Genomic DNA, 18684 nt, shown 5'->3' with positions numbered 1-18684 from the left:
TTCATCTCACGGTGTCGTGCCATGGGGTGGCTAACTTGTTCTTGCAATTTGCGGTTAAATATTCTTCTCGATTCATATGAATATTTTTGATATGCTATTACTCGCACTAATAATTTAGATTTATTACGGGGGTATATTTTTATGAAGACCTATCTCAACCGCGCCTGGCGCTGGCTACAGACAGATCAAGGGACAATGTTAGCAGTTTTATTGGTTTTGCCATTGGGGTTGTGGTTAGTTTGGCGGAATGAACGTTACTCGGCAAATTTCAAACGCGCTTTCTTGAGTCTGGGGACACTTTTTTGCTTAATTGTACTGGGCACTTGGATCACAAACGGCAATTTGCAACATCAGTATCGCGTGCTGGCAGCAAAACAACATCGCACTACGGCTCATTTGCAACAGTCACAATCAAATTATCAGGAAAAAGCTGATGACCTTGCGACGCTTCAAGATGAAAACGATAAATATCATGATAAAATGGCGCCTTATGAAAACTTGGCCAAGGCGGATGCCAAAAAGCGGACGCAAGATGCAGCCGCTGCCCAGAAAGTCACCGATGCCTTAGACGCTTTGCCTGGCGAATATACGTTGACGGTGGACGATAAAGCTAAAGTTCAGGCTGTCCGCAAAGCCTTCTCACAGCTTTCACCAACTCAAAAAGCATATGTCGATGAATCCAGTTTAAAAACACTTGAAAACAAGATTACCGAGCTAGAGAAAAAAGCTGCGGCCGATGCGGCACAAGCCAAAAAAGAAGCTGCTGAAGCTGCGGCGGTCGCCAAAAAGAAAGCCGAAGAAGAAGCGCGAGGTTACGATACGGGCATCACCTATGATCAACTTGCCCGCACCCCTGACTCTTATGAAGGGAAGAAAGTGAAATTCTACGGCGAAGTGGCGCAAGTGCTTGAAGACTCAGATTCCAGCACGGTCCAAGTGCGTCTGGCCATCAATGGCGATTACGATCACATGATGCTGTGTGAATGGTCCTCTTCCAGTGTGACATCACGCGTTCTTGAAGATGATTACATCACGATTTCCGGTGTTTCTGAAGGCTTGGTCACCTATGAATCCACAATGGGCGGCGACATTACGATCCCTTCCGTGATGGTTGCCAAAGTCGACCAATAATGACAAATGCTCCGATTTGACCTTATCCGTCAAATCGGAGCATTTTTTACTTATTCTTGTTTCATTGCCTTGATCGTCGCCAACAAAATCAAGCCGGCCACACCAAGTAGCACGATAAAGTCAAACCCTGCACCATTGATCGTCGCCAGCTTTGGCGCATTGTCACGTTGTAAATTGGCGATCACCGCGGCCATCACACTGGTTCCTAAGGCGCCTGCGTATTGCTGCATCATGGAAAACAAGGCATTTTGATCTGCTTTTTGGGGACCACTCACTTGTTTGGAAGCATCAGACAACGCCACGCCGAACCCTGAATTAAATGCCAAGCGCAAAATGATGAACAATCCTGCAATCGTGAAAACCGTTAAACTCTGATGCCAAACGATAAATCCGAGCATTGCCACAATGGCAGTACCAGCAGAAAACAGCAACACCCCATTGGCGCCGTGTTGATCATACATGCGCCCAGCAATCGGGGCAACCACAGCCCCAATCAATGCCCCTGGCAATAACATCAAACCGGCGGCAAAAGCCCCGGCGCCCAATCCGTTTTGTGCCAGCAACGGCAGCGTGAACGCTAAGCCGATATTGATAAACTGCAAACCAAAATAATTCACCAAGCGTTTGGTCAAAAGGCTTTGCTTTAAAATGGAATAGTCAAAGATCTGCCGCGTACTGTGCTTAGCATATTCCACTAGCAGCGCAATCAATGCAATCACAACTAGTACCCAAACCCCAAAACGCACACTAAGCCAACCATGCACGCCAGCGGCATCAAAGCCTAAAACGATACTGGTAAATACCAATGCTAACAACGCGACACCAATGAAATCAAAGCGTTGTGCATGAATGCCTTGCGCTTGACCATGAATCGCCCACAAACCTAACACCGCAATGATCACCAACAGCGGCATAATGCCCCAAAAGATGCCACGCCAAGACCACCAACTAGTTAAAATGCCCCCATATGTCGGGCCAAGTGCTGGGGCTAAGCTGACGATCACGCTAGCAAAGCCAGTATATAAGCCGAGTTTTTGTCTAGGAATGGTGGCAAAAATCAGTTGAAACATTAACGGCGTCGAAATCCCAGTGGCTACGGCTTGCATCAAGCGGCCGATCAATAACCACAAAAAACTCGGCGCGAAAGCACAACCTAATCCCCCAAGCAGACACAAACTCACTGCTAAACCGAATAATTTTCGCGGGGGAAAGCGTTCCAACACGTAAGCCGTGGTGCTCATCACGATCGTCACCACTAACAGATATGCCGTCGTCAACCACTGCACCGTGGCTAAACTCACGTGAAAGTCTTGCATTAAGGTCGGAAACGTCACATTCATCGACGTTTCGACCAAAATTCCCACAAATGATAATAGGCCACAAGCTAAAATTGCGCCTTTTTGACGCCAAGAAACACTTTGATTCAACACAAAAACACTCCTTCATATCAAATATGCGGAGTGTTTTGAGACGCTACCAAGTCTGAGATCAGTGTAGTCGACTTGGCTTCAATTTTCAAAGCACAGCAGCTAAGTTGTCCTTTAAAACTTGGGCAGAATCTGCCAAGCGCTTTTGATCTTCAGGATTCAGTTTCAACTGTAAAATCCGGGCGAGGCCGTCGCCACCTAAAATCACCGGCACGCCGATTGAGACACCGGATAACCCGTACTCGCCATCCAAGTGCACAGACATTGCAAAAGCGGCGCGCTCATCATTGACGATCGCTGCTGTTAACCGGGTCAAAGAGGCAGCGATACCATAGAAAGTTGCGCCTTTTTTCTCAATGATCGAATAAGCAGCAGTTTTGACCCGTTCACCAATGGCCTCGCGATCTTGTTCAGCGCGTGCGCCAGAGACAAATTGTTTGATCGGCTGGCCACCGATCGTGGTGTAATCCCACACTGGAAATTCGGAATCCCCGTGTTCGCCCATGATATAGCCATGCACCGAACGCGCGTCGACATTGTAGCGCCGACTGATTTCAGAGCGCAGGCGGGCAGAGTCCAAAGCAGTCCCAGAACCTAACACATGGTTTTTCGGTAAACCGGTCAGTTGTAAAACCAGTTCTGTCAACACGTCGACAGGATTAGAAGCGACGAGAATGATCCCATCAAAATGGTTCGCCATGATTTGGCTGGTGATGGATTTGATGATGCTGGCATTTTTTTGGAGTAATTGCAACCGGGTTTCACCAGGCTTTTGCGCCACCCCAGCCGTGATCACGATCAAATCTGCGTATTGGGCATCAGCATAAGTCGCGGCATAAATATTTTTTTGGCCGGTATACGGCAAAGCGTCGACGAGATCTTCGACATCCCCTTGTACGCGTGCGGCATTCACATCGATGATCCCTAAACTCCCGCCGATTCCTGCAGTTAATAAATTAAAGGCGTAACTGGAGCCGATCGCCCCGTCGCCGATCAAAAGAATGTTTGCTGTTTTCATCGTTAAACCCTCCTCAACTTTAGTATAGCGCTTTCAGCCCTTGTATTAAAGAACATTTGAATCTGTATTATTTTTTATAAGGTAAATTCTTAAATATAAGCGTCAGTCTGTGGATTAACGGCATTGATGTGTTTCGTCGATAAAAATTTATTGTGCTGGGTTTTCGTTTTGTAAGCGCTGTGATATAGTGTAATAGAAAGCTATGACACTAACGATTGGAGGCCCTGATGAAATTCGACGACCGCATCCCGATTTATTACCAAATCAAACAATATTTCTATCAGCAAATCATCACCCAGCAACTACAACCTGGCGATAAGCTTCCTGGGGTCCGTCAATTAGCCGTTGATTTAACCGTCAATGTCAACACGATTCAACGCGCCCTGCAAGAATTGATCACAGAAGGTGTGCTGTTTTCCAAACGCGGATTGGGCAATTTCGTCACCACTGACCATGATACGATCAAGCAGTTGAAACACCGCGTCGTGTCTGGTCAAGTCGCTTGGTACTACCACCAACTCGAAAAACTCGGCTTATCCCCAGCGTCGATGCAACAAGCCTTGGCAGATTATATTGAGGAGGAAAATCATGACCCCAAATCTTGAACTGACTGACATTGCTTTTCGTCGTCATCAACAAGTGATCTTAGACAGTGTGAATTTTGCTGTGAGTCCCAATCAAATCGTTGCCTTACTCGGTGCAAACGGCGCTGGCAAAACGACTTTGTTGCGTATCATCGCCGGGGTGATCCCAGATTTTACTGGCACTGTTCACGTTTCTGAACAAACTGATCCCATTGCGATCAAAGCTGCCATCAGCACCAATTTTGATCACGACCTGCGCCACAGCCATCAGCGATTGCTTAAATATGCGCAGGCAACGCGTGTTTTATGGCCACATTTTGACTTGGCACAGTTTGAAACCATTTGCGAATTCTTTGAATTATCGACGGCAAAGCATCTCGATGAACTTTCCAAGGGTCAACGCAAGCAAGCACAACTGGCATTATGTTTGGCCAATCGCGTCCCCCTTTACTTATTAGATGAACCTTTTGACGGGCTGGACTTGATGCATCAAACCCAACTGCAAAAGGGCTTGCTGCAATTTCTCCCAGAAAACGCCAGTGTGTTATTGACCGACCACCATGTCGAAAGTATTGCCAACTTAATTGATCGTGTGATGATTTTACACCACCACACGATCCAAGCAGATACTTCCGCAGATCAAATTCGCGAACAACGTGGTCAAAGTATCAGCGAATACTTCCAAAGCTTTTATCAAAAGGAGGACTAAGCCATGATCAATTTAGCCAAATCCCTCACCAAACACCGCTTGATCATCCTCGGTTTATGCTTGATTCCAGAAGTTTTGGAACTGCTGGTGATGACCATTGTGCATTTTTTTCGCCCAGTCCAAGTGTCTGATAGCTTATCGCTTTACGCCTTGCTTTTGATCATCGGACTATTTGTCGTTTTTACTTTCTTCAATGAGCAAATCTGGCGGCATGATCGTTATCGCCGCTTGCCGTTGCGCACCAGTCAATTGGTATGGGCCACCAACCTGGCCAATATTGGGGCTGTCATCTGTTTATTAGGCAGTCAGGTCCTGATCCTGTGGGGCGCAACCATGATCGACCGACATCGCAATTTAAGAATTGACGATTTACCTGGCTTAAATCCTGTTGCTGTGGCTGTGATCGGGTTGTTGACGATCTCGTTAAGTTTATTAGCAGGCTGGGGCGTGATCAGCTTCATTCACTTAATGACCCTCACCTTAAAAGCCCGGCTGCCTTTACTGAAACAACTGTTGGTCAGCGCATTAGTCTCCATTATGTTAGCGATATTCGTCTTGGTTTTTGTGCAGCTACTCCTCAAAGGCTACCGAATTTTGTTTTTGCCGAAATGGCGAATAGGTTATCTGTACCATATCGGTTTAGTCACCATCGCCCCTGCCGGTTTAGGCTATCAAATCGTTGAACTGCTCGGCGTGTGGCTGTTGACCACTTTAGGGATCACCAGCTTGCTGCACCGCTATGTTGAGACTTCAGTGGTGGCATGATTTTGTGCCAGTGTGACTCAAAACGTGACATGCGTTCATACAACGAGTACACTGAAAATATCTTTGAAAACACTGGAGCACAACATGCACATTAAAAAAATTTCACTTTTCCAGTCGGTGATGTTGGCCTTAGGGTCATTGATCGGATCCGGCTGGCTTTTTGGCGCTTGGGAAGCCACGAAAATCGCTGGCCCTGCCGCTATCCTCTCTTGGCTGGTCGGCGGCTTGGTGATCGGGATCATCGCCTACACTTACATTGAAATCGGCGCGATGTTTCCAGAAGCTGGTGGCATGAGTAAATACGCTCAATATTCGCACGGCTCACTCCTCGGCTTTATCGCCGCATGGGCCAATTGGGTGTCGCTGATCACCTTGATCCCGATTGAAGCCGTCGCCGCCGTTCAATATATGTCAACGTGGCCATGGGCTTGGGCAAAATGGACGCATGGTTTAATGGCTAATGGCGTGATCACCAATGCTGGATTATTCGTCGTCTTTGGCTTCATCATCGTGTTCACCTTATTGAACTATTGGTCGGTCAAAGTCCTCACTCATTTCACCAGTTTGATTTCGATTTTCAAAATCGGGATGCCTCTATTGACAATCGTGTTGTTGACCCTATCTGGCTTTCATCCGCAAAACTATGGCACCTCTTGGCATGAATTCTTTCCTTATGGTACCAGCGCGATTTTTAGTGCCACCAGTGCCGCCGGGATCATTTTTTCATTTGACGCCTTTCAAACGATTATCAACATGGGTGCCGAAATTGAGCATCCAGAAAAAAATATCTTACGTGGAATCACCATTTCCTTATTAATTTCAGGTATCTTATACGTCTTGTTACAATCAACGTTTATCACCGCCGTGCCAACCCACTTGCTTGCCACTGCCGGCTGGCACGGACTGAACTTCACCTCACCATTTGCGGATTTGGCGATGTTGCTAGGCCTCAATTGGTTAAGCGTGCTGTTGTACATGGATGCTTTTGTCTCGCCATTTGGCACTGGGGTATCGTTTGCTGCCACGGCTGCACGTGCCTTATTTGCCTTGGAGTCCAATCATCATCTGCCACATTTCTTAGGCAAGCTCAATCCGAAATACCGCATCCCCCGCATGGCAATGCTTGCCGACACAGTATTGTCGATCGTGATGGTGTCCACTTTCCGTTCATGGGCCGTCCTGGCAACGGTGTTATCCACCGCCACATTGATTGCCTACCTCACTGGGCCAGTCACGGCGGTTTCCTTGCGCAAGCTCGGGGCGCATTTGTATCGGCCAGTCCGTTTGAAACATTTGCCGATCATCGCACCGATTGCCTTTGTGCTCACGAGCTTAGCCGTCTACTGGGCGATGTGGCCGACTACTGTGCAAGTCATTTTGATCATTTTAGTCGGTTTACCGTTTTACTTCTATTATGAATGGAAAATGGGCTTCAAAGAATTACGCCAAGCCATTAAGCCTGCGCTTTGGATGTTCGGTTATTTGATCTTCATCTCCGTGATGTCTTATGCTGGCGCCCATCAATTCAACGGGGCCAACTGGATCCACTACCCTTGGGATTTCTTGGTAATCGGCATCGTCAGCTTCGGCTTTTATCAATGGGGGATCCATTCTTGGACGACTACTGATCTTGCCGCTGCCGAAAAAGTGAATCAACGGGTTTCCCGCGACTAAAAACTTCGCCAATTATGGCGAGGTTTTTTAATGTCGTTTCAAATAGTGATACAAGGCAACCCCTAGCGCAATCATGCCAACGATAAGTCCGATCATCACCAGGTAACTGAGAACAAGAAAAATACCGTCTGGATATGAGACATCCATGTCTAGACCCCCTATTTTTGTTATCAGTGTCCCTGAACTGACACCGGATGTCAATTCAATGGCGCAAAAAAAGCGCCACATATGCGACGCTTTTGGCCATTAGGCTTCCTTACCTGGTTCGGACGTAATGATTTCCATGTCACCTGAGAAGTCCCATGCCTTGATTTGGTTAGGAATCAAGAAGTGGGTACCCTTTTTAATTGGGAATGACTTGCCATCGGCAGTAAATTCACCGTTACCCTTTAAAACAGAAACCAAGGTGTAAGGCGCTTTGGGCGTTTGATGTAACTTCCCATTTAATTGGATGCGTTCGACTGAGAAGAATGGTGAAATTGGCGCTTGCACGAAAGTCGTGATCGTCGCATCATCTTTTTGCTCAGTTTGAATATCAAGCTTTGGATCAACTGATGGGACAGTCGTGGTATCGATGGATTGTTGTAAGTGCAATTCACGCTTGTTGCCTTGGGCATCCGTGCGATCATAATCGTACAAGCGATAAGTCGTATCAGAAGATTGTTGGGTTTCCAAGACCATGATGCCTTTGTTCAAGGCGTGGATGGTCCCGCTTGGCACATAGACAAAGTCCCCAGTTTTAACTGGGACTTTGCGCAGCAAGTGATCCCAATCGCCAGAGTGGATCATATCAGCTAATTCTTCGCGAGTCTTGGCATGGTGGCCGTAGATCAAATAAGAACCTGGTTCTGCGGAAATCACATACCAGCATTCTGTCTTGCCGAGCTCACCTGGGGCTTCATGCGCTGCTGCATAGGCATCGTCTGGGTGCACTTGCACAGACAATGAAGCATTGGCGTCCAAGATTTTAGTTAACAACGGGAACACTTTGGATTTTTGATGGCCGAAGTAATCTTGATCATCTGCCCAGGCTTGGGTCAATGTTTTGCCGGCTAACGGGCCGTTTTCGATGGTTGAAGGCCCATTGGGATGAGCGGAGATCGCCCACAACTCACCGATTTTGCCGTCAGGGATCTGGTAGCCGAATTCAGTTTCAAGCTTGCGGCCACCCCAAATTTTTTCATGAAATACAGGTGCTAGGAATAATGGTTCAGTCATTGTACCCTCCTGGAAAACATATATTCTTTACCGCTTTCATTTTACCACGTCTTGGAGATATTGCGCGACGATCTCATCTCTTCGGACCAAAAAGTTGGCATTGACCTGTGGATGCACGCGATTGGACAACACGATCAACGCTTGTTTGGCTTGCGGTTGGATCAGCCAAAAGCCACCGGTATAGCCGGTATGATATAGCCAAGTACCACCGGTCGCATCATGCCGCAAGTCCCAACCTAGTGAGCGCCCGCCAGCAAAATCTTGCGTCAAATCGGCAAACTGACGCATCGGAAAAGCTGGCGTTGTGCGTTGACCAAACGCATATAGGGTAAAGCTGATCAAATCTTGCAAGGTCGCAAACAGGCCGGCAGAGCCTGCATGTTCCCCTAAAATCCGGGCTTTAGGGTCATGGACGACGCCTTGCAACAAGTGGCCGTTGGCATAAGTTGTCGGCACCGTCATCGCCGGATCTGGATGAAAACTCGCGCCACTGAGCTGCAAAGGTTCAAGCACCTTGGTTTGAATCAAGTGCTGAATTGCATCGCAATATATATTTTCTAACGCCCAGCCAACCAACAATAAATTAAAGTCGCGATACAACACAGTTTTGGGACCGGTTGGCTTTAAGGTATCGATCAGTGCTTGGCGCAAAGCTGGTGCAGCTAATTCATCGCGATGCGGAATATAGCTTTCTAAACCACTGGTATGAGTCAATGCTGCCCGAAAAGTGGTCGCTGGGGTAAATTCCGGAAGCCAGTCATGAATCGGCTGATCCACGCTGACTTTTCCTGCCGTTAACGCCTGTAAAAATACCGTCGTGGTGCCTAACACTTTAGTCAAACTCGCCAGGTCATAGGCCATGCCTGGTCGCAATGGCTTGCGCATGGGTAACCACTGCGCATCCCCGATCACTTCAGTCCAAACTTGTTGGCCGGATAAAATTGCCGCTGACACGCCGGGTACCACCTGATCTGAAACTAACTGTTGGAGCATTTGTTTTACCTGCGTCATTTCGCCACATCCAATCTGAGCTCCATTTTACCACGTCATTAAAAAAATTGTGGCTGGGCGCATCTAAGGCTGGTGTTGACGCGTTGACAACCTAACAAGCCCTTGGTAATTTCTTGTTGAGGTGTTGAAAATGCATACAGTCGCATTATTTGGCGGGCATAATCCAAAAGGACTCACTGCCCGCTTAGCCCAACATTTATTGACCGCCATTCCAGGTACCAGCGAATTTATCGATTTGAATACCCGCTTTTTGCATCCAGACCGGCCAGGCGAAACCAATCTTAATTTAGATGCTTTGGAAGCCAAACTTGCGCATGCCGATATATGGGTATTGATCAGTCCGACTTATTATGGCAGTGTGGCTGGTCCATTGAAACAAGCCTTGGATTGTTTGCGCCCTCGGATCATTCGCATGACCCAAAAAGGCGATTCTTTGCCTGGCAAGTATCGTGGCAAGGTGTATCTCATCGTGTCCAGTTGTTTTGCCAGCGGTTGGGACAATACGTTTACCCACCAAACCGATGCGTGTTTGACCACCTTGGATAAGGCAATGAGTACGGCAGGTTTGCGCAAAGCCGGAGAATTGGTGTTGCCTCACACTTGGGGCATGAGCGAACTGCCGCCTGCCAAGCTCAAGACTGCCGAGCAATTAGCGGTAAAGCTTCCCAGGCGCGTGCGAAAGGATGATGAAACCATGAAACGCTATGGACTTTTATTTGTGATGGTAGCAGTGATGGCATTGATCACCATGAGTTTACAATTATTGTTACCACTATCAGGATTTTGGTGGCGCTACATCAGTTTCGTTATCATCTTCTTTGGCTTGTTAGCTGGGATCTTGCACTATGCGACGTTTATGCGGCACAAGCATCGCTGACTTAGCGTTTTTTCTTGATCGCTTGAAACAAGATAATGACCACAATTGCCACAACGACTAAGAAAATACCCCAACCGACAATAGGAAAATGCCGAAGCACCAATAACCACCCCAGAAAAATCAAAATGCCAAACAATAAGCCTCTAGGATCATGCAATTGCCGATTCAACCAATTATTATTCACAGTTAACCACTCCTTTAACCTCAAGCTTACGCCAAATCCATCGCCAGTCATCCGACTGATGATGGATTTTTTGGTAAACAAAAACCCTTGAGCCGTTTTGGACTCAAGGGTTCAGCGTTAAATAGCGACATTCCCAGAGAATTGAGAATTGTACAAGTCAGCATAAAAGCCGTTGGCCGCCATTAAGTTATCATGGTTCCCAGTTTCAATAATGGAACCGTGATTCATCACGATGATGTTGTCAGCATCGCGAATCGTGGACAACCGGTGCGCCACGACGAAGCTCGTCCGACCTTTGAGCAAGCGACTCATCGCATGTTGGATATGCACTTCAGTCCGCGTATCCACAGAACTGGTGGCTTCATCCAAGATCAAAATGTCAGGATCGGCAACAAACGCCCGCGCGATCGTCAACAATTGACGCTGACCTTGGGAAATGTTTGATGCGGATTCATCCAAAATGGTGTTATACCCATCAGGCAATTGACGGACGAAGTTATCCACATGGGCGGCTTTGGAAGCTTCAAGGATCTGTTCATCCGTTGCGTTTTCATTCCCATACTTCAAGTTGTCCCAAATAGAGCCGGTGAACAACCAAGTGTCTTGTAAGACCATGGCGAAGTGACTGCGTAAATCTTCACGAGACATGTCGCGCGTATCCACACCGTCTAAGCGAATCGAGCCGCCTTTGACATCATAGAACCGCTCCAGCATGTTGATCACCGTGGTTTTACCCGCACCAGTTGGGCCGACAATGGCGATCATTTGGCCTGGTTTGACTTCCAGATTGTAATCGGTCATCAACAATTCTGAGCCATCGTAGCCGAACTTCACATGATCCATCACCAATTTGTTCGGATCATTTTCAACCGCAGGCACACCAGATGGGTTGTCTTCCATGTCTTTTTCATCTAAGACTTCAAAGACACGTTCCGCAGAAGCAACCGTGTTTTGAATCGTGTTGGCCAAGTTCGCCAATTGCGAAATTGGTTGGGAGAACTGTTGGGTGTATTGCAAGAAGGCTTGCACATCCCCTAAAGTAACCGTCCCGTTGGTCACGCCAACACCACCGACAATGGCGACAAAGACATAACCGATGTTGTTTAAGAAGGTCATCAATGGCATGATCACCCCAGAAACAAACTGCGCTTTCCAAGCTGCGGAGAAGAACTTTTCGTTTTCCTCATCAAACGCCTGCATGGCAATTTCTTCACGGTTAAAGGACTTCAACACCACTTGGCCCGCAAAGTTTTCTTCAACTTGGTTGTTCAACAAGCCTAGAGCTTTTTGTTGCGCAGCGAAGAAGCGTTGGGACTTCGGCGCAATGATGCCAACCACGACCAGAGACAATGGAATGGTGACCAATGCGATCAAGGTCAACTTCCAAGAAATCGACAGCATCATCCACAACGTCCCGATAAAGGTGAACAAACTGGTCACCATTTGGGTCAAGGATTGCTGCAAGGTTGAGGCGATGTTATCCATATCGTTGATCGCCCGCGACATGATATCCCCATTGGAATGCGTGTCGTAGTAGTTGATTGGCACGCGCTTCATTTTATCTTTGAGCTCTTTGCGCAAATCATAAACGGTGCGCTGCGCCACGCGGGTCATGATGTATTGTTGCAAGAAGCTAAACAATGCAGATGCTAAGTACATCAAGATAACGGTAATAACAATATTTTTGATTTTTGTAAAGTCGATCGGGAATTCGGCCATTTTGATGCCGGCTTTTTGTTCAGCGACACCTTTCATGTAGCCTTTAAAGATTTCCGTAGTGGCTTTCCCTAAAATCTTCGGCGTTTGGATTTGGAAAACCGTCGAGGCGATTGCGAAGATCAAAACGATGAAAATACCCCAAATCCGGCTCTTCATGTAACCGAATAAGCGGGTCACTGTGCCCCAGAAGTTCTTCGGCTTTTCCACTAAGCCACCGCGAGGACCGGGACCATGGCCCATGCCACCGTTTGGCCGGCTGGATTGTGATTTTTCTGCCATTAGGCTTCATCCCCCTCTCGAATTTGCGACTTGATGATTTCTTGATACGTGGTGTTGGAAGCTTTAAGTTCAGCATGCGTCCCACGACCAACCATTTTGCCATCATCTAACACGACGATAGTATCAGCGTCGGCAACGGTTGAAACCCGCTGGCCGACAATGACGACCACGCGTTTGGAAATTTGTTCATCGTCACGCAAAGCTTGACGTAAGTTGGCATCCGTCTTGAAGTCCAAAGCGGAGAACGAATCATCAAAGACATAAATGCTGGCGTCTTTGACTAATGCCCGCGCAATGGCCAAACGTTGCCGTTGCCCACCAGAGAAGTTGCCCCCACCTTGTTCAACGTGATAATCCAAACCTTCAGGATTTTCGGCAATGAAGTCACGCGATTGGGCAATTTCCAAAGCATGCCAGATTTGGTCATCAGTGGCATCAGGATTCCCGTACTTCATGTTTTCGCGCACCGTACCTGAGAACAAGACGGCTTTTTGCGGCACGAAGGCCACGGCTTGGTGTAACGCTTTAAGATCTAAATCTTGAACCGGTGTGCCGTTAACTTTAACAGCACCTTTTTCCACATCGTAAAAACGTGGGATCAAGTTGATCATCGTGGTTTTACCAGAACCGGTACCCCCTATGATCGCCAAAGTTTGCCCAGCTTTCATATCGACATCGATTCCAGAAAGCGCGGGTTGTTCAGCGCCGTGATAACGGAAATCCACGTTGTCGAATTGTAAGCTTGGGGTGTCCCCTAAAGCTTTAGGATCGGCTGGTGAGTCGATGGGGCTGGATTGATCTAAGACTTCATTGATCCGCACAGCAGAAGCTTGCGCCCGCGGAATGAACATCAAAATCATCGCCAGCATCATGAAACTCATTAAGATCTGCATGGCGTAAGTCATGAAGGCGATCATGTTCCCAGTTTGCAAAGCTTGTTGGCCGATCAAATGACCGCCCCACCAAATGATCCCAATGTTGGTCCCTGACATGATCAAGGTCATCACAGGCAAGGCCAAGGCCATAATGGTGTTAACCTTGACCGCATTTTGCGTGTAGTCTTGGTTGGCCACATCAAAGCGTTGTTGTTCAAAGTTATCTTGGCGGAAGGCCCGAATGACACGCACGCCGGTTAAGCCTTCACGAAAGACCAAGTTGATTTTATCGGTTTTTTCCTGCATTTTGCGGAACAATGGCACCGCAAACTTCATTAACACGCCGACGAAAATCAGCATGATCGGAATGACAACCAAGAAAATCGCCGTCAAGGCATGGTCTTTTTGATAAGCCAAGAAGCTGGCACCAACTAACATGATCGGCGCCATGATCATCATCCGCAAGATCATCATCCAGGCATTTTGCAGCTGGGTGACATCGTTGGTGGTCCGCGTGATCAAGGAACTGGTGCCGATGGTGTCCATTTCGTCATGAGAATAGTTCAAGACTTTTTTGTAAACATCATGGCGCACATTTTGGCCAAGCTTTTGTGAGGTCCGGGAAGCTAAAAAGACATTCCCCACCGCCGCTAAAATACTCAACAAGGAAAATAAGATCATTTTGATCCCAGTGTGCCAGATGTAATTGACATCCCCGTTGGCAACCCCATTGTTGACAATGTCTGAAGTCAAGTTCGGTAAGTAAAGACTAGCGATGACTTGCACCACCATAAATAAGACTGCCCCGAGGACTGCCACTGCCGACATGCGGCCTTTGGCAAGTTTAATCATGTGCTTCCTCCTTTTTAATTGCCCCATATTTGAGCCATTGTAATAATTGCGCTATGCGTTTCTTCAAGGCGAGCACGGAAGTTTCCTCACCATCAGCTAAGTGATTGTAATAATAGCCCATGGTTTGCATAAACAGGCCTAAAACCAAATGCACCAGCATCCGGACTTCATCATCAGACTGCACATCAAGTTTCGTACGATCGATATTGGCGACAAACAAGTCGACTAATTGGCCTTTACCTTTGGGAGGATGCACTGCTGGGGTCAACTTGGCCGCAGAATGAAAGTCCATATACATAAAGACATTACGATAAAACAGCGCATAAGGCCCATCCACTAAGGAATCAATGGCTTTATCAAAGAGAATCGCAGCGGTGGCAAAAAAGTCTCCTTTTTGTTCCTTTAAGATCCGTTGCATCCAGTCTTGCGCATTGTCACGCATCCGATCTAATAAATAGAAGAAAATATCACTTTTATCTTCAAAATATTGGTAAAAACTACCTCGCGGAATGCCTGCATCCTTAATGATGTTGGAAATGCTGGCATCGGCAAAAGGTGCGCGGGTAAATTCTGCATAAGCAGCTTTGACCAGGCGCATGCGTTTTTCTTCAGGCAGCCGGAAAAATGTTGGTTTTGGCATTGGCTACTCCTTTCTGACATTGTGCTCACAACAACGGCGTTGATTTTATGGAAACAATCAACGCCGTGAGAGCACTCGCGGTTTCATGACAATCTGTCATGTGACAACTTGTCATTATACGCGGGTCAAATTAAATTGCAACAGACTTGAGACGGATTCTGTCATTTTCTGTAAATTAATTGCAGAGGGTTAAGCATCTGCTTTTGCTAATTCACTGGCAGACGTGAGGTTCACCCCACGCACTTGCCACGCGCCGTCAGCCACGTCTAACCGGGTGACACTGGCATTTTTCAATAAGGTCGCCGGTAATTTTTCCGGAGCGATCAAGTCCACCATCGCACTTAAAAATACGCCATGAGCAACCACTAGCACTTTGGCATCATCAGGCTGAGCCGCAACGATTTGGGCAAAACTGGTTTGCACGCGCAGCCGCAGTTCAGGTAATGATTCAGCTTGTTTGGTATGATCCATTTTTTCAAAGTTGCGAATTAACTGCGCAAAGCGTTCGCCACGCGTCCAGGCATGAGTCATGGTTTTCACACCATAGCGCGCCAACGAAGCTGAAATCAGCTGATTGTTGGTCACCCCTTCCAAACCGCCAAAGTAATATTCGCGCAAACCGGCCCGGCGATGGAGCACAACGCTGGGATGCTCCGCCAAAATGATTTCAGCAGTATCCACTGCTCGCAGACGATCCGAGCTATAAGCGGCGCTAAAGGGGACACCTGCAAGCAAGGCCGCAGTTGCTTGGGCTTGTTGGCGTCCTTTTGGGGTCAGCGGCATGTCGGTGATCCCTTGCAACTGATTGTTTTGATTCATTGGGGTTTCACCATGGCGAACCAAATATAATTGTATTGTCATCTGGCATCCTCCAAAGGAATTGAGAAATCGGTTTCATCAACTTGATTTTGTTCTCGCTTAATTTTCATGCTATCATAAATGCGATAGTTTCCATACAGACTAAAGTCGGAGGTCTCATCGTGAAAATTGCGCCAATGCTTTTAACTTATTTGCACACCCACCCAAGCGTTTACCAACCAGTCGCTCGGGGTTTACAAAACGTGGTGGCCTTCCGCTTACCTGATACGATCATCTTCCCTTACCAACATCAGGTATTTCCAGATGACCGCTTAGAAGCCACGCGCTTGGATGATGACTTCATCCCCAACCATCCTGAATTGATCACTTGGATGGCCCAACAAATCGACCCTGATGAACCACCGGTCCCGCAAGAGTTGTGGATCACTTTGAGTCACATCACTGAGGCCCAACAAAACTTCGTCGAGGTCAGCTTTGAATAAAGCCACCCAAGCGATGTTGCAGCGCACGATTCAAGCCAGTATCTTGGCATTCTTGTTTTGGATCGGACAAACCGTGATGGGCTGGCCGTGGTTGCTGTATCTCAGCATCGCCAGTCTCGTGTATGCGATCATCACCTTATTATATGCCTTATTTTTATGGCACCAACAATAAAAAGCCATTCACTTGATTGTTACAATCAAGTGAATGGCTCTTTTTATGCCTCTTCAGCGCTTAATGCCGCAGCAGTTTCCGTATTATTCACGGCTTGGCTCAGGTGTTGGGCCAAATGCGCATCGATATACCCTTGAGTCAACAGCTCATGGATCGCCGCGCGTTCAGCAGCCAAGGCAATCGCCCGTAATTGTTGCAATTGGCCTTCATACTGCGTGGATTTGTGCGTTGCAATGGCTTTGACACTGGCGATGCGGTTGCGATACTGCACGATCAAGGCATAAATCACTTGGCGATTGTATTGATGATGCCGTTGATCAGGACGCTTCAAGTAAGCCGATAAATATTTTAACCCACCTTTGGCCAAATCTTTTTCCAAGGTCAACTTAGCTTGAGCTTTGGCGCTATTGCGATGCCGCAGTCCAATCAGACGTTTTGAGCTTTGCAACAGACTCAGCCGCCACTTCGCCAGGTGCATGCGCAACGTTTTGCGCCCGCGGTGTGCAAGCATCGCGTCAATGTCAGCACGACGATTCACCAAGTGCTTTTTGACTTTGGCATAGTGCTTGGGATCCAGCGTGGATTTTTGTTCCGCCAAGGTTTTGAGTTCGCCATCTAAGCCGATGCCACGTAAGATCAATTCATCTTTGACGATCGGAGGAATATCGTCTTCTGACGTATCCGCTTGTAGATCCACCCGCCGGATCAGATTTTGATATTCGGTAATCAGATCTAAGGCGGGTTTCTGGTTGCCTTCGCGGCGTTCGGATTCAATGCGCCGCACGGCCATTTGATATAAGAAGCGTTGTGCTTGGGCTAAGGTCAAAGCCCGTGGTGCATCGCCATCAACTTCATCTTCATCTGTGGACACCGTCGAACCACGTAACGTCAACGGCGTCCGACTAGCTGTCAGCAGTGGCAAGCCGATCACCGCCACAATTAAGCTTAATATCACAAATCCTGCGGCAATGAACAACATTAAGTGCCGCGCTGGAAACGCATCGCCATTAGCCAAGGTTAACGGCACCGCTAAAACCCCAACCAACGTGATGGCTCCACGGACACCAGACAAACCGGATAACAACGCCGTTTTAAACCCGACATGATCCTGATGCCCAAGGTGCTGATAACCCCATACCCAAGCAATCCGCAACCCGAGCACGACTAAGTAGATCAAAACCACATCAAACAACGCTTGGAACGTGTTAACGTCTCGTGCTGCAATCGTTGCATGCATCGCCACTGGCAATTCGATGCCTAAAATCAAAAAAATAATCCCGTTAAGCAAATAGACGACAATGTCCCAGGTCCGCTCCGTCACAATGCGCAACTCAGGCAATGCTTGCACATACCGATTGCCTCGCGCATTGTTCAACAAGCCTGCCACCACAACCGCGATGACCCCTGAAGCATGTAAGCCTTCATCAACGGCTAAGTAGATCACCAAGGGTGTGGTCAGATTCAACACCGTGTGCAAAATCACATCATTGATCCCTTGATGCAACAACCACACCCGCAAGGCATTCAGTGCCAACATCATCAACAAGCCGGCAACAGCACCGACAATGGCGACGAAAAAGAAATCGCCTACTGCCTGCGTCGCCACAAAGCTACCGGTGACAGTCGCAGCAATCCCATATTTAAACCCGATCAAGCCACTGGCATCATTGATCAAACTTTCGCCACTGACCAAATGTAAAATGCTTTTAGGCAAGTGGACCCGTTGGGCGATCGACTGCACTGCGATCGGGTCAGTCGGGCTTAAGATCGCGGCTAAGGCCAAACTGGCTGCTAAAGGCAACGCCGGAATCAACCAATGAATGAAAAAGCCACCGATAAACGTTGTCGCAAAGACCAGGAAAATGGCATTGCCGATGATTGGCCCACGCAATGCCCATAACTCTCGTTTAGGAAAGTGTCGCCCGTCGTTAAAAAGCAACGGCGCTGTGAACACCAACATGAACCAGTCGGTATTCATCGCGACTTCAACATGGAAGACCAATGCCACCACTAAGCCTAAGGTGATTTGAATCAGGGACACTGGCACTGCCACCAAATAATGATTGATGACATTTGATGTAATCACCAAGATCAACAATAAGATGATTGCTTCGATCAGATGCATAGCAGGCTCCTTCCTCAATGTTTTTGTTTTTAGTATACCATTGGCTGGCGGTCGGCCAAATTTTGGACACACAAACAGACTAAGCTTAATGGCGAAGATTGATTCGACGGAATCTTTCTTCGC

Annotated in this window: 18 protein-coding genes; 8 read left to right on the top strand and 10 right to left on the bottom strand. The window is 47.6% G+C overall.

The window, feature by feature from the left end; all coding sequences use genetic code 11:
• Positions 1-141 precede the first annotated feature (141 nt).
• Positions 142-1131, top strand: coding sequence for a rhoptry family protein (locus FD01_RS16880; protein ID WP_152164774.1), 990 nt, complete (start codon positions 142-144; stop codon positions 1129-1131).
• Positions 1132-1181: 50 nt separating this feature from the next.
• On the opposite strand, the gene FD01_RS02420 is transcribed toward FD01_RS16880, so the two are convergent.
• Together FD01_RS02420 and FD01_RS02415 are read right to left on the bottom strand one after the other, a co-directional pair.
• Entirely contained in the window at positions 1182-2561 is a 1380-nt protein-coding gene (locus FD01_RS02420) for an MFS transporter (protein ID WP_404820716.1), read from the bottom strand.
• An 85-nt stretch (positions 2562-2646) separates the two neighbouring features.
• On the bottom strand, positions 2647-3576 hold the full coding sequence (locus tag FD01_RS02415; protein WP_056962471.1) for an L-lactate dehydrogenase: 930 nt from the start codon (positions 3574-3576) through the stop codon (positions 2647-2649).
• 227 nt (positions 3577-3803) lie between these two features.
• Between FD01_RS02415 and FD01_RS02410 the strand changes: the two genes are divergently transcribed.
• The 4 genes from FD01_RS02410 to FD01_RS02395 all read left to right on the top strand — a co-directional run bounded on the left by FD01_RS02410 (position 3804) and on the right by FD01_RS02395 (position 7308).
• The gene (locus FD01_RS02410) at positions 3804-4181 is read left to right on the top strand and encodes a GntR family transcriptional regulator (protein WP_056962470.1); all 378 of its coding nucleotides are present in this window, start codon (positions 3804-3806) and stop codon (positions 4179-4181) included.
• On the top strand, positions 4165-4869 hold the full coding sequence (locus FD01_RS02405; protein ID WP_056962469.1) for an ATP-binding cassette domain-containing protein: 705 nt from the start codon (positions 4165-4167) through the stop codon (positions 4867-4869). Before FD01_RS02410 ends, FD01_RS02405 begins: the two co-directional genes overlap by 17 nt.
• Positions 4870-4872: 3 nt before the next feature.
• A complete protein-coding gene (locus FD01_RS02400) occupies positions 4873-5634 on the top strand; it encodes a hypothetical protein (protein ID WP_056962468.1) in 762 nt (253 codons plus the stop codon).
• Positions 5635-5718: 84 nt separating this feature from the next.
• The gene (locus tag FD01_RS02395) at positions 5719-7308 is read left to right on the top strand and encodes an APC family permease (protein ID WP_056962467.1); all 1590 of its coding nucleotides are present in this window, start codon (positions 5719-5721) and stop codon (positions 7306-7308) included.
• 246 nt (positions 7309-7554) lie between these two features.
• Here FD01_RS02395 and manA read toward each other — a convergent pair whose 3' ends face one another.
• Both manA and FD01_RS02385 read right to left on the bottom strand, forming a co-directional pair.
• The gene (gene manA / locus FD01_RS02390) at positions 7555-8526 is read right to left on the bottom strand and encodes a mannose-6-phosphate isomerase, class I (RefSeq protein ID WP_056962466.1); all 972 of its coding nucleotides are present in this window, start codon (positions 8524-8526) and stop codon (positions 7555-7557) included.
• Between the two features lie 36 nt (positions 8527-8562).
• A complete protein-coding gene (locus FD01_RS02385) occupies positions 8563-9537 on the bottom strand; it encodes a serine hydrolase domain-containing protein (protein WP_056962465.1) in 975 nt (324 codons plus the stop codon).
• A gap of 130 nt (positions 9538-9667) precedes the next feature.
• Here FD01_RS02385 and FD01_RS02380 point away from each other — a divergent pair, with 130 nt between their 5' ends.
• Positions 9668-10414, top strand: a complete 747-nt coding sequence (locus FD01_RS02380; protein ID WP_054717239.1) for a flavodoxin family protein — start codon at positions 9668-9670, stop codon at positions 10412-10414.
• Position 10415: 1 nt separating this feature from the next.
• Here the strand turns inward: FD01_RS02380 and FD01_RS02375 are convergent, their stop codons facing one another.
• The 5 genes from FD01_RS02375 to FD01_RS02355 form a co-directional block, all read right to left on the bottom strand.
• Positions 10416-10598: a hypothetical protein gene (locus FD01_RS02375; protein ID WP_054717236.1), complete on the bottom strand. Its 183-nt coding sequence runs from the start codon at positions 10596-10598 to the stop codon at positions 10416-10418.
• A gap of 117 nt (positions 10599-10715) precedes the next feature.
• Positions 10716-12596 (bottom strand): ABC transporter ATP-binding protein, encoded by a 1881-nt coding sequence (locus tag FD01_RS02370; RefSeq protein ID WP_056962464.1) that lies wholly within the window; start codon positions 12594-12596, stop codon positions 10716-10718.
• Positions 12596-14323, bottom strand: coding sequence for an ABC transporter ATP-binding protein (locus FD01_RS02365; protein ID WP_056962463.1), 1728 nt, complete (start codon positions 14321-14323; stop codon positions 12596-12598). The genes FD01_RS02370 and FD01_RS02365 overlap by 1 nt, the downstream gene beginning before the upstream one ends.
• Entirely contained in the window at positions 14316-14963 is a 648-nt protein-coding gene (locus tag FD01_RS02360) for a TetR/AcrR family transcriptional regulator (RefSeq protein ID WP_056962462.1), read from the bottom strand. Before FD01_RS02360 ends, FD01_RS02365 begins: the two co-directional genes overlap by 8 nt.
• A gap of 189 nt (positions 14964-15152) precedes the next feature.
• Entirely contained in the window at positions 15153-15824 is a 672-nt protein-coding gene (locus FD01_RS02355; protein ID WP_082611656.1) for a histidine phosphatase family protein, read from the bottom strand.
• A 119-nt stretch (positions 15825-15943) separates the two neighbouring features.
• Here FD01_RS02355 and FD01_RS02350 point away from each other — a divergent pair, with 119 nt between their 5' ends.
• Positions 15944-16264: a hypothetical protein gene (locus FD01_RS02350; protein WP_054717233.1), complete on the top strand. Its 321-nt coding sequence runs from the start codon at positions 15944-15946 to the stop codon at positions 16262-16264.
• Positions 16257-16436 (top strand): hypothetical protein, encoded by a 180-nt coding sequence (locus FD01_RS02345; RefSeq protein WP_054717230.1) that lies wholly within the window; start codon positions 16257-16259, stop codon positions 16434-16436. Before FD01_RS02350 ends, FD01_RS02345 begins: the two co-directional genes overlap by 8 nt.
• A 43-nt stretch (positions 16437-16479) precedes the next feature.
• On the opposite strand, the gene FD01_RS02340 is transcribed toward FD01_RS02345, so the two are convergent.
• Complete coding sequence (locus FD01_RS02340; RefSeq protein WP_056962461.1) at positions 16480-18561, bottom strand: cation:proton antiporter; 2082 nt, start codon at positions 18559-18561, stop codon at positions 16480-16482.
• Positions 18562-18684: the final 123 nt, after the last annotated feature.

Source organism: Lacticaseibacillus manihotivorans DSM 13343 = JCM 12514, assembly GCF_001435035.1.
In the GTDB taxonomy this organism is placed as follows: Bacteria; Bacillota; Bacilli; order Lactobacillales; family Lactobacillaceae; genus Lacticaseibacillus; species Lacticaseibacillus manihotivorans.
Note: the sequence above shows the minus strand (reverse complement) of the source record. Positions and strands in the feature narration are given on the sequence as shown.

Bases quoted from the DNA above. Each gene is read 5' to 3' on its own strand.
- FD01_RS16880 (WP_152164774.1), top strand. From the start codon at position 142: ATGAAGACCTATCTCAACCGCGCCTGGCGCTGGCTACAGACAGATCAA.
- FD01_RS02415 (WP_056962471.1), bottom strand. From the start codon at position 3,576: ATGAAAACAGCAAACATTCTTTTGATCGGCGACGGGGCGATCGGCTCC.
- FD01_RS02410 (WP_056962470.1), top strand. From the start codon at position 3,804: ATGAAATTCGACGACCGCATCCCGATTTATTACCAAATCAAACAATAT.
- FD01_RS02405 (WP_056962469.1), top strand. From the start codon at position 4,165: ATGACCCCAAATCTTGAACTGACTGACATTGCTTTTCGTCGTCATCAA.
- FD01_RS02400 (WP_056962468.1), top strand. From the start codon at position 4,873: ATGATCAATTTAGCCAAATCCCTCACCAAACACCGCTTGATCATCCTC.
- FD01_RS02395 (WP_056962467.1), top strand. From the start codon at position 5,719: ATGCACATTAAAAAAATTTCACTTTTCCAGTCGGTGATGTTGGCCTTA.
- manA (WP_056962466.1), bottom strand. From the start codon at position 8,526: ATGACTGAACCATTATTCCTAGCACCTGTATTTCATGAAAAAATTTGG.
- FD01_RS02385 (WP_056962465.1), bottom strand. From the start codon at position 9,537: ATGACGCAGGTAAAACAAATGCTCCAACAGTTAGTTTCAGATCAGGTG.
- FD01_RS02380 (WP_054717239.1), top strand. From the start codon at position 9,668: ATGCATACAGTCGCATTATTTGGCGGGCATAATCCAAAAGGACTCACT.
- FD01_RS02370 (WP_056962464.1), bottom strand. From the start codon at position 12,596: ATGGCAGAAAAATCACAATCCAGCCGGCCAAACGGTGGCATGGGCCAT.
- FD01_RS02365 (WP_056962463.1), bottom strand. From the start codon at position 14,323: ATGATTAAACTTGCCAAAGGCCGCATGTCGGCAGTGGCAGTCCTCGGG.
- FD01_RS02360 (WP_056962462.1), bottom strand. From the start codon at position 14,963: ATGCCAAAACCAACATTTTTCCGGCTGCCTGAAGAAAAACGCATGCGC.
- FD01_RS02355 (WP_082611656.1), bottom strand. From the start codon at position 15,824: ATGACAATACAATTATATTTGGTTCGCCATGGTGAAACCCCAATGAAT.
- FD01_RS02340 (WP_056962461.1), bottom strand. From the start codon at position 18,561: ATGCATCTGATCGAAGCAATCATCTTATTGTTGATCTTGGTGATTACA.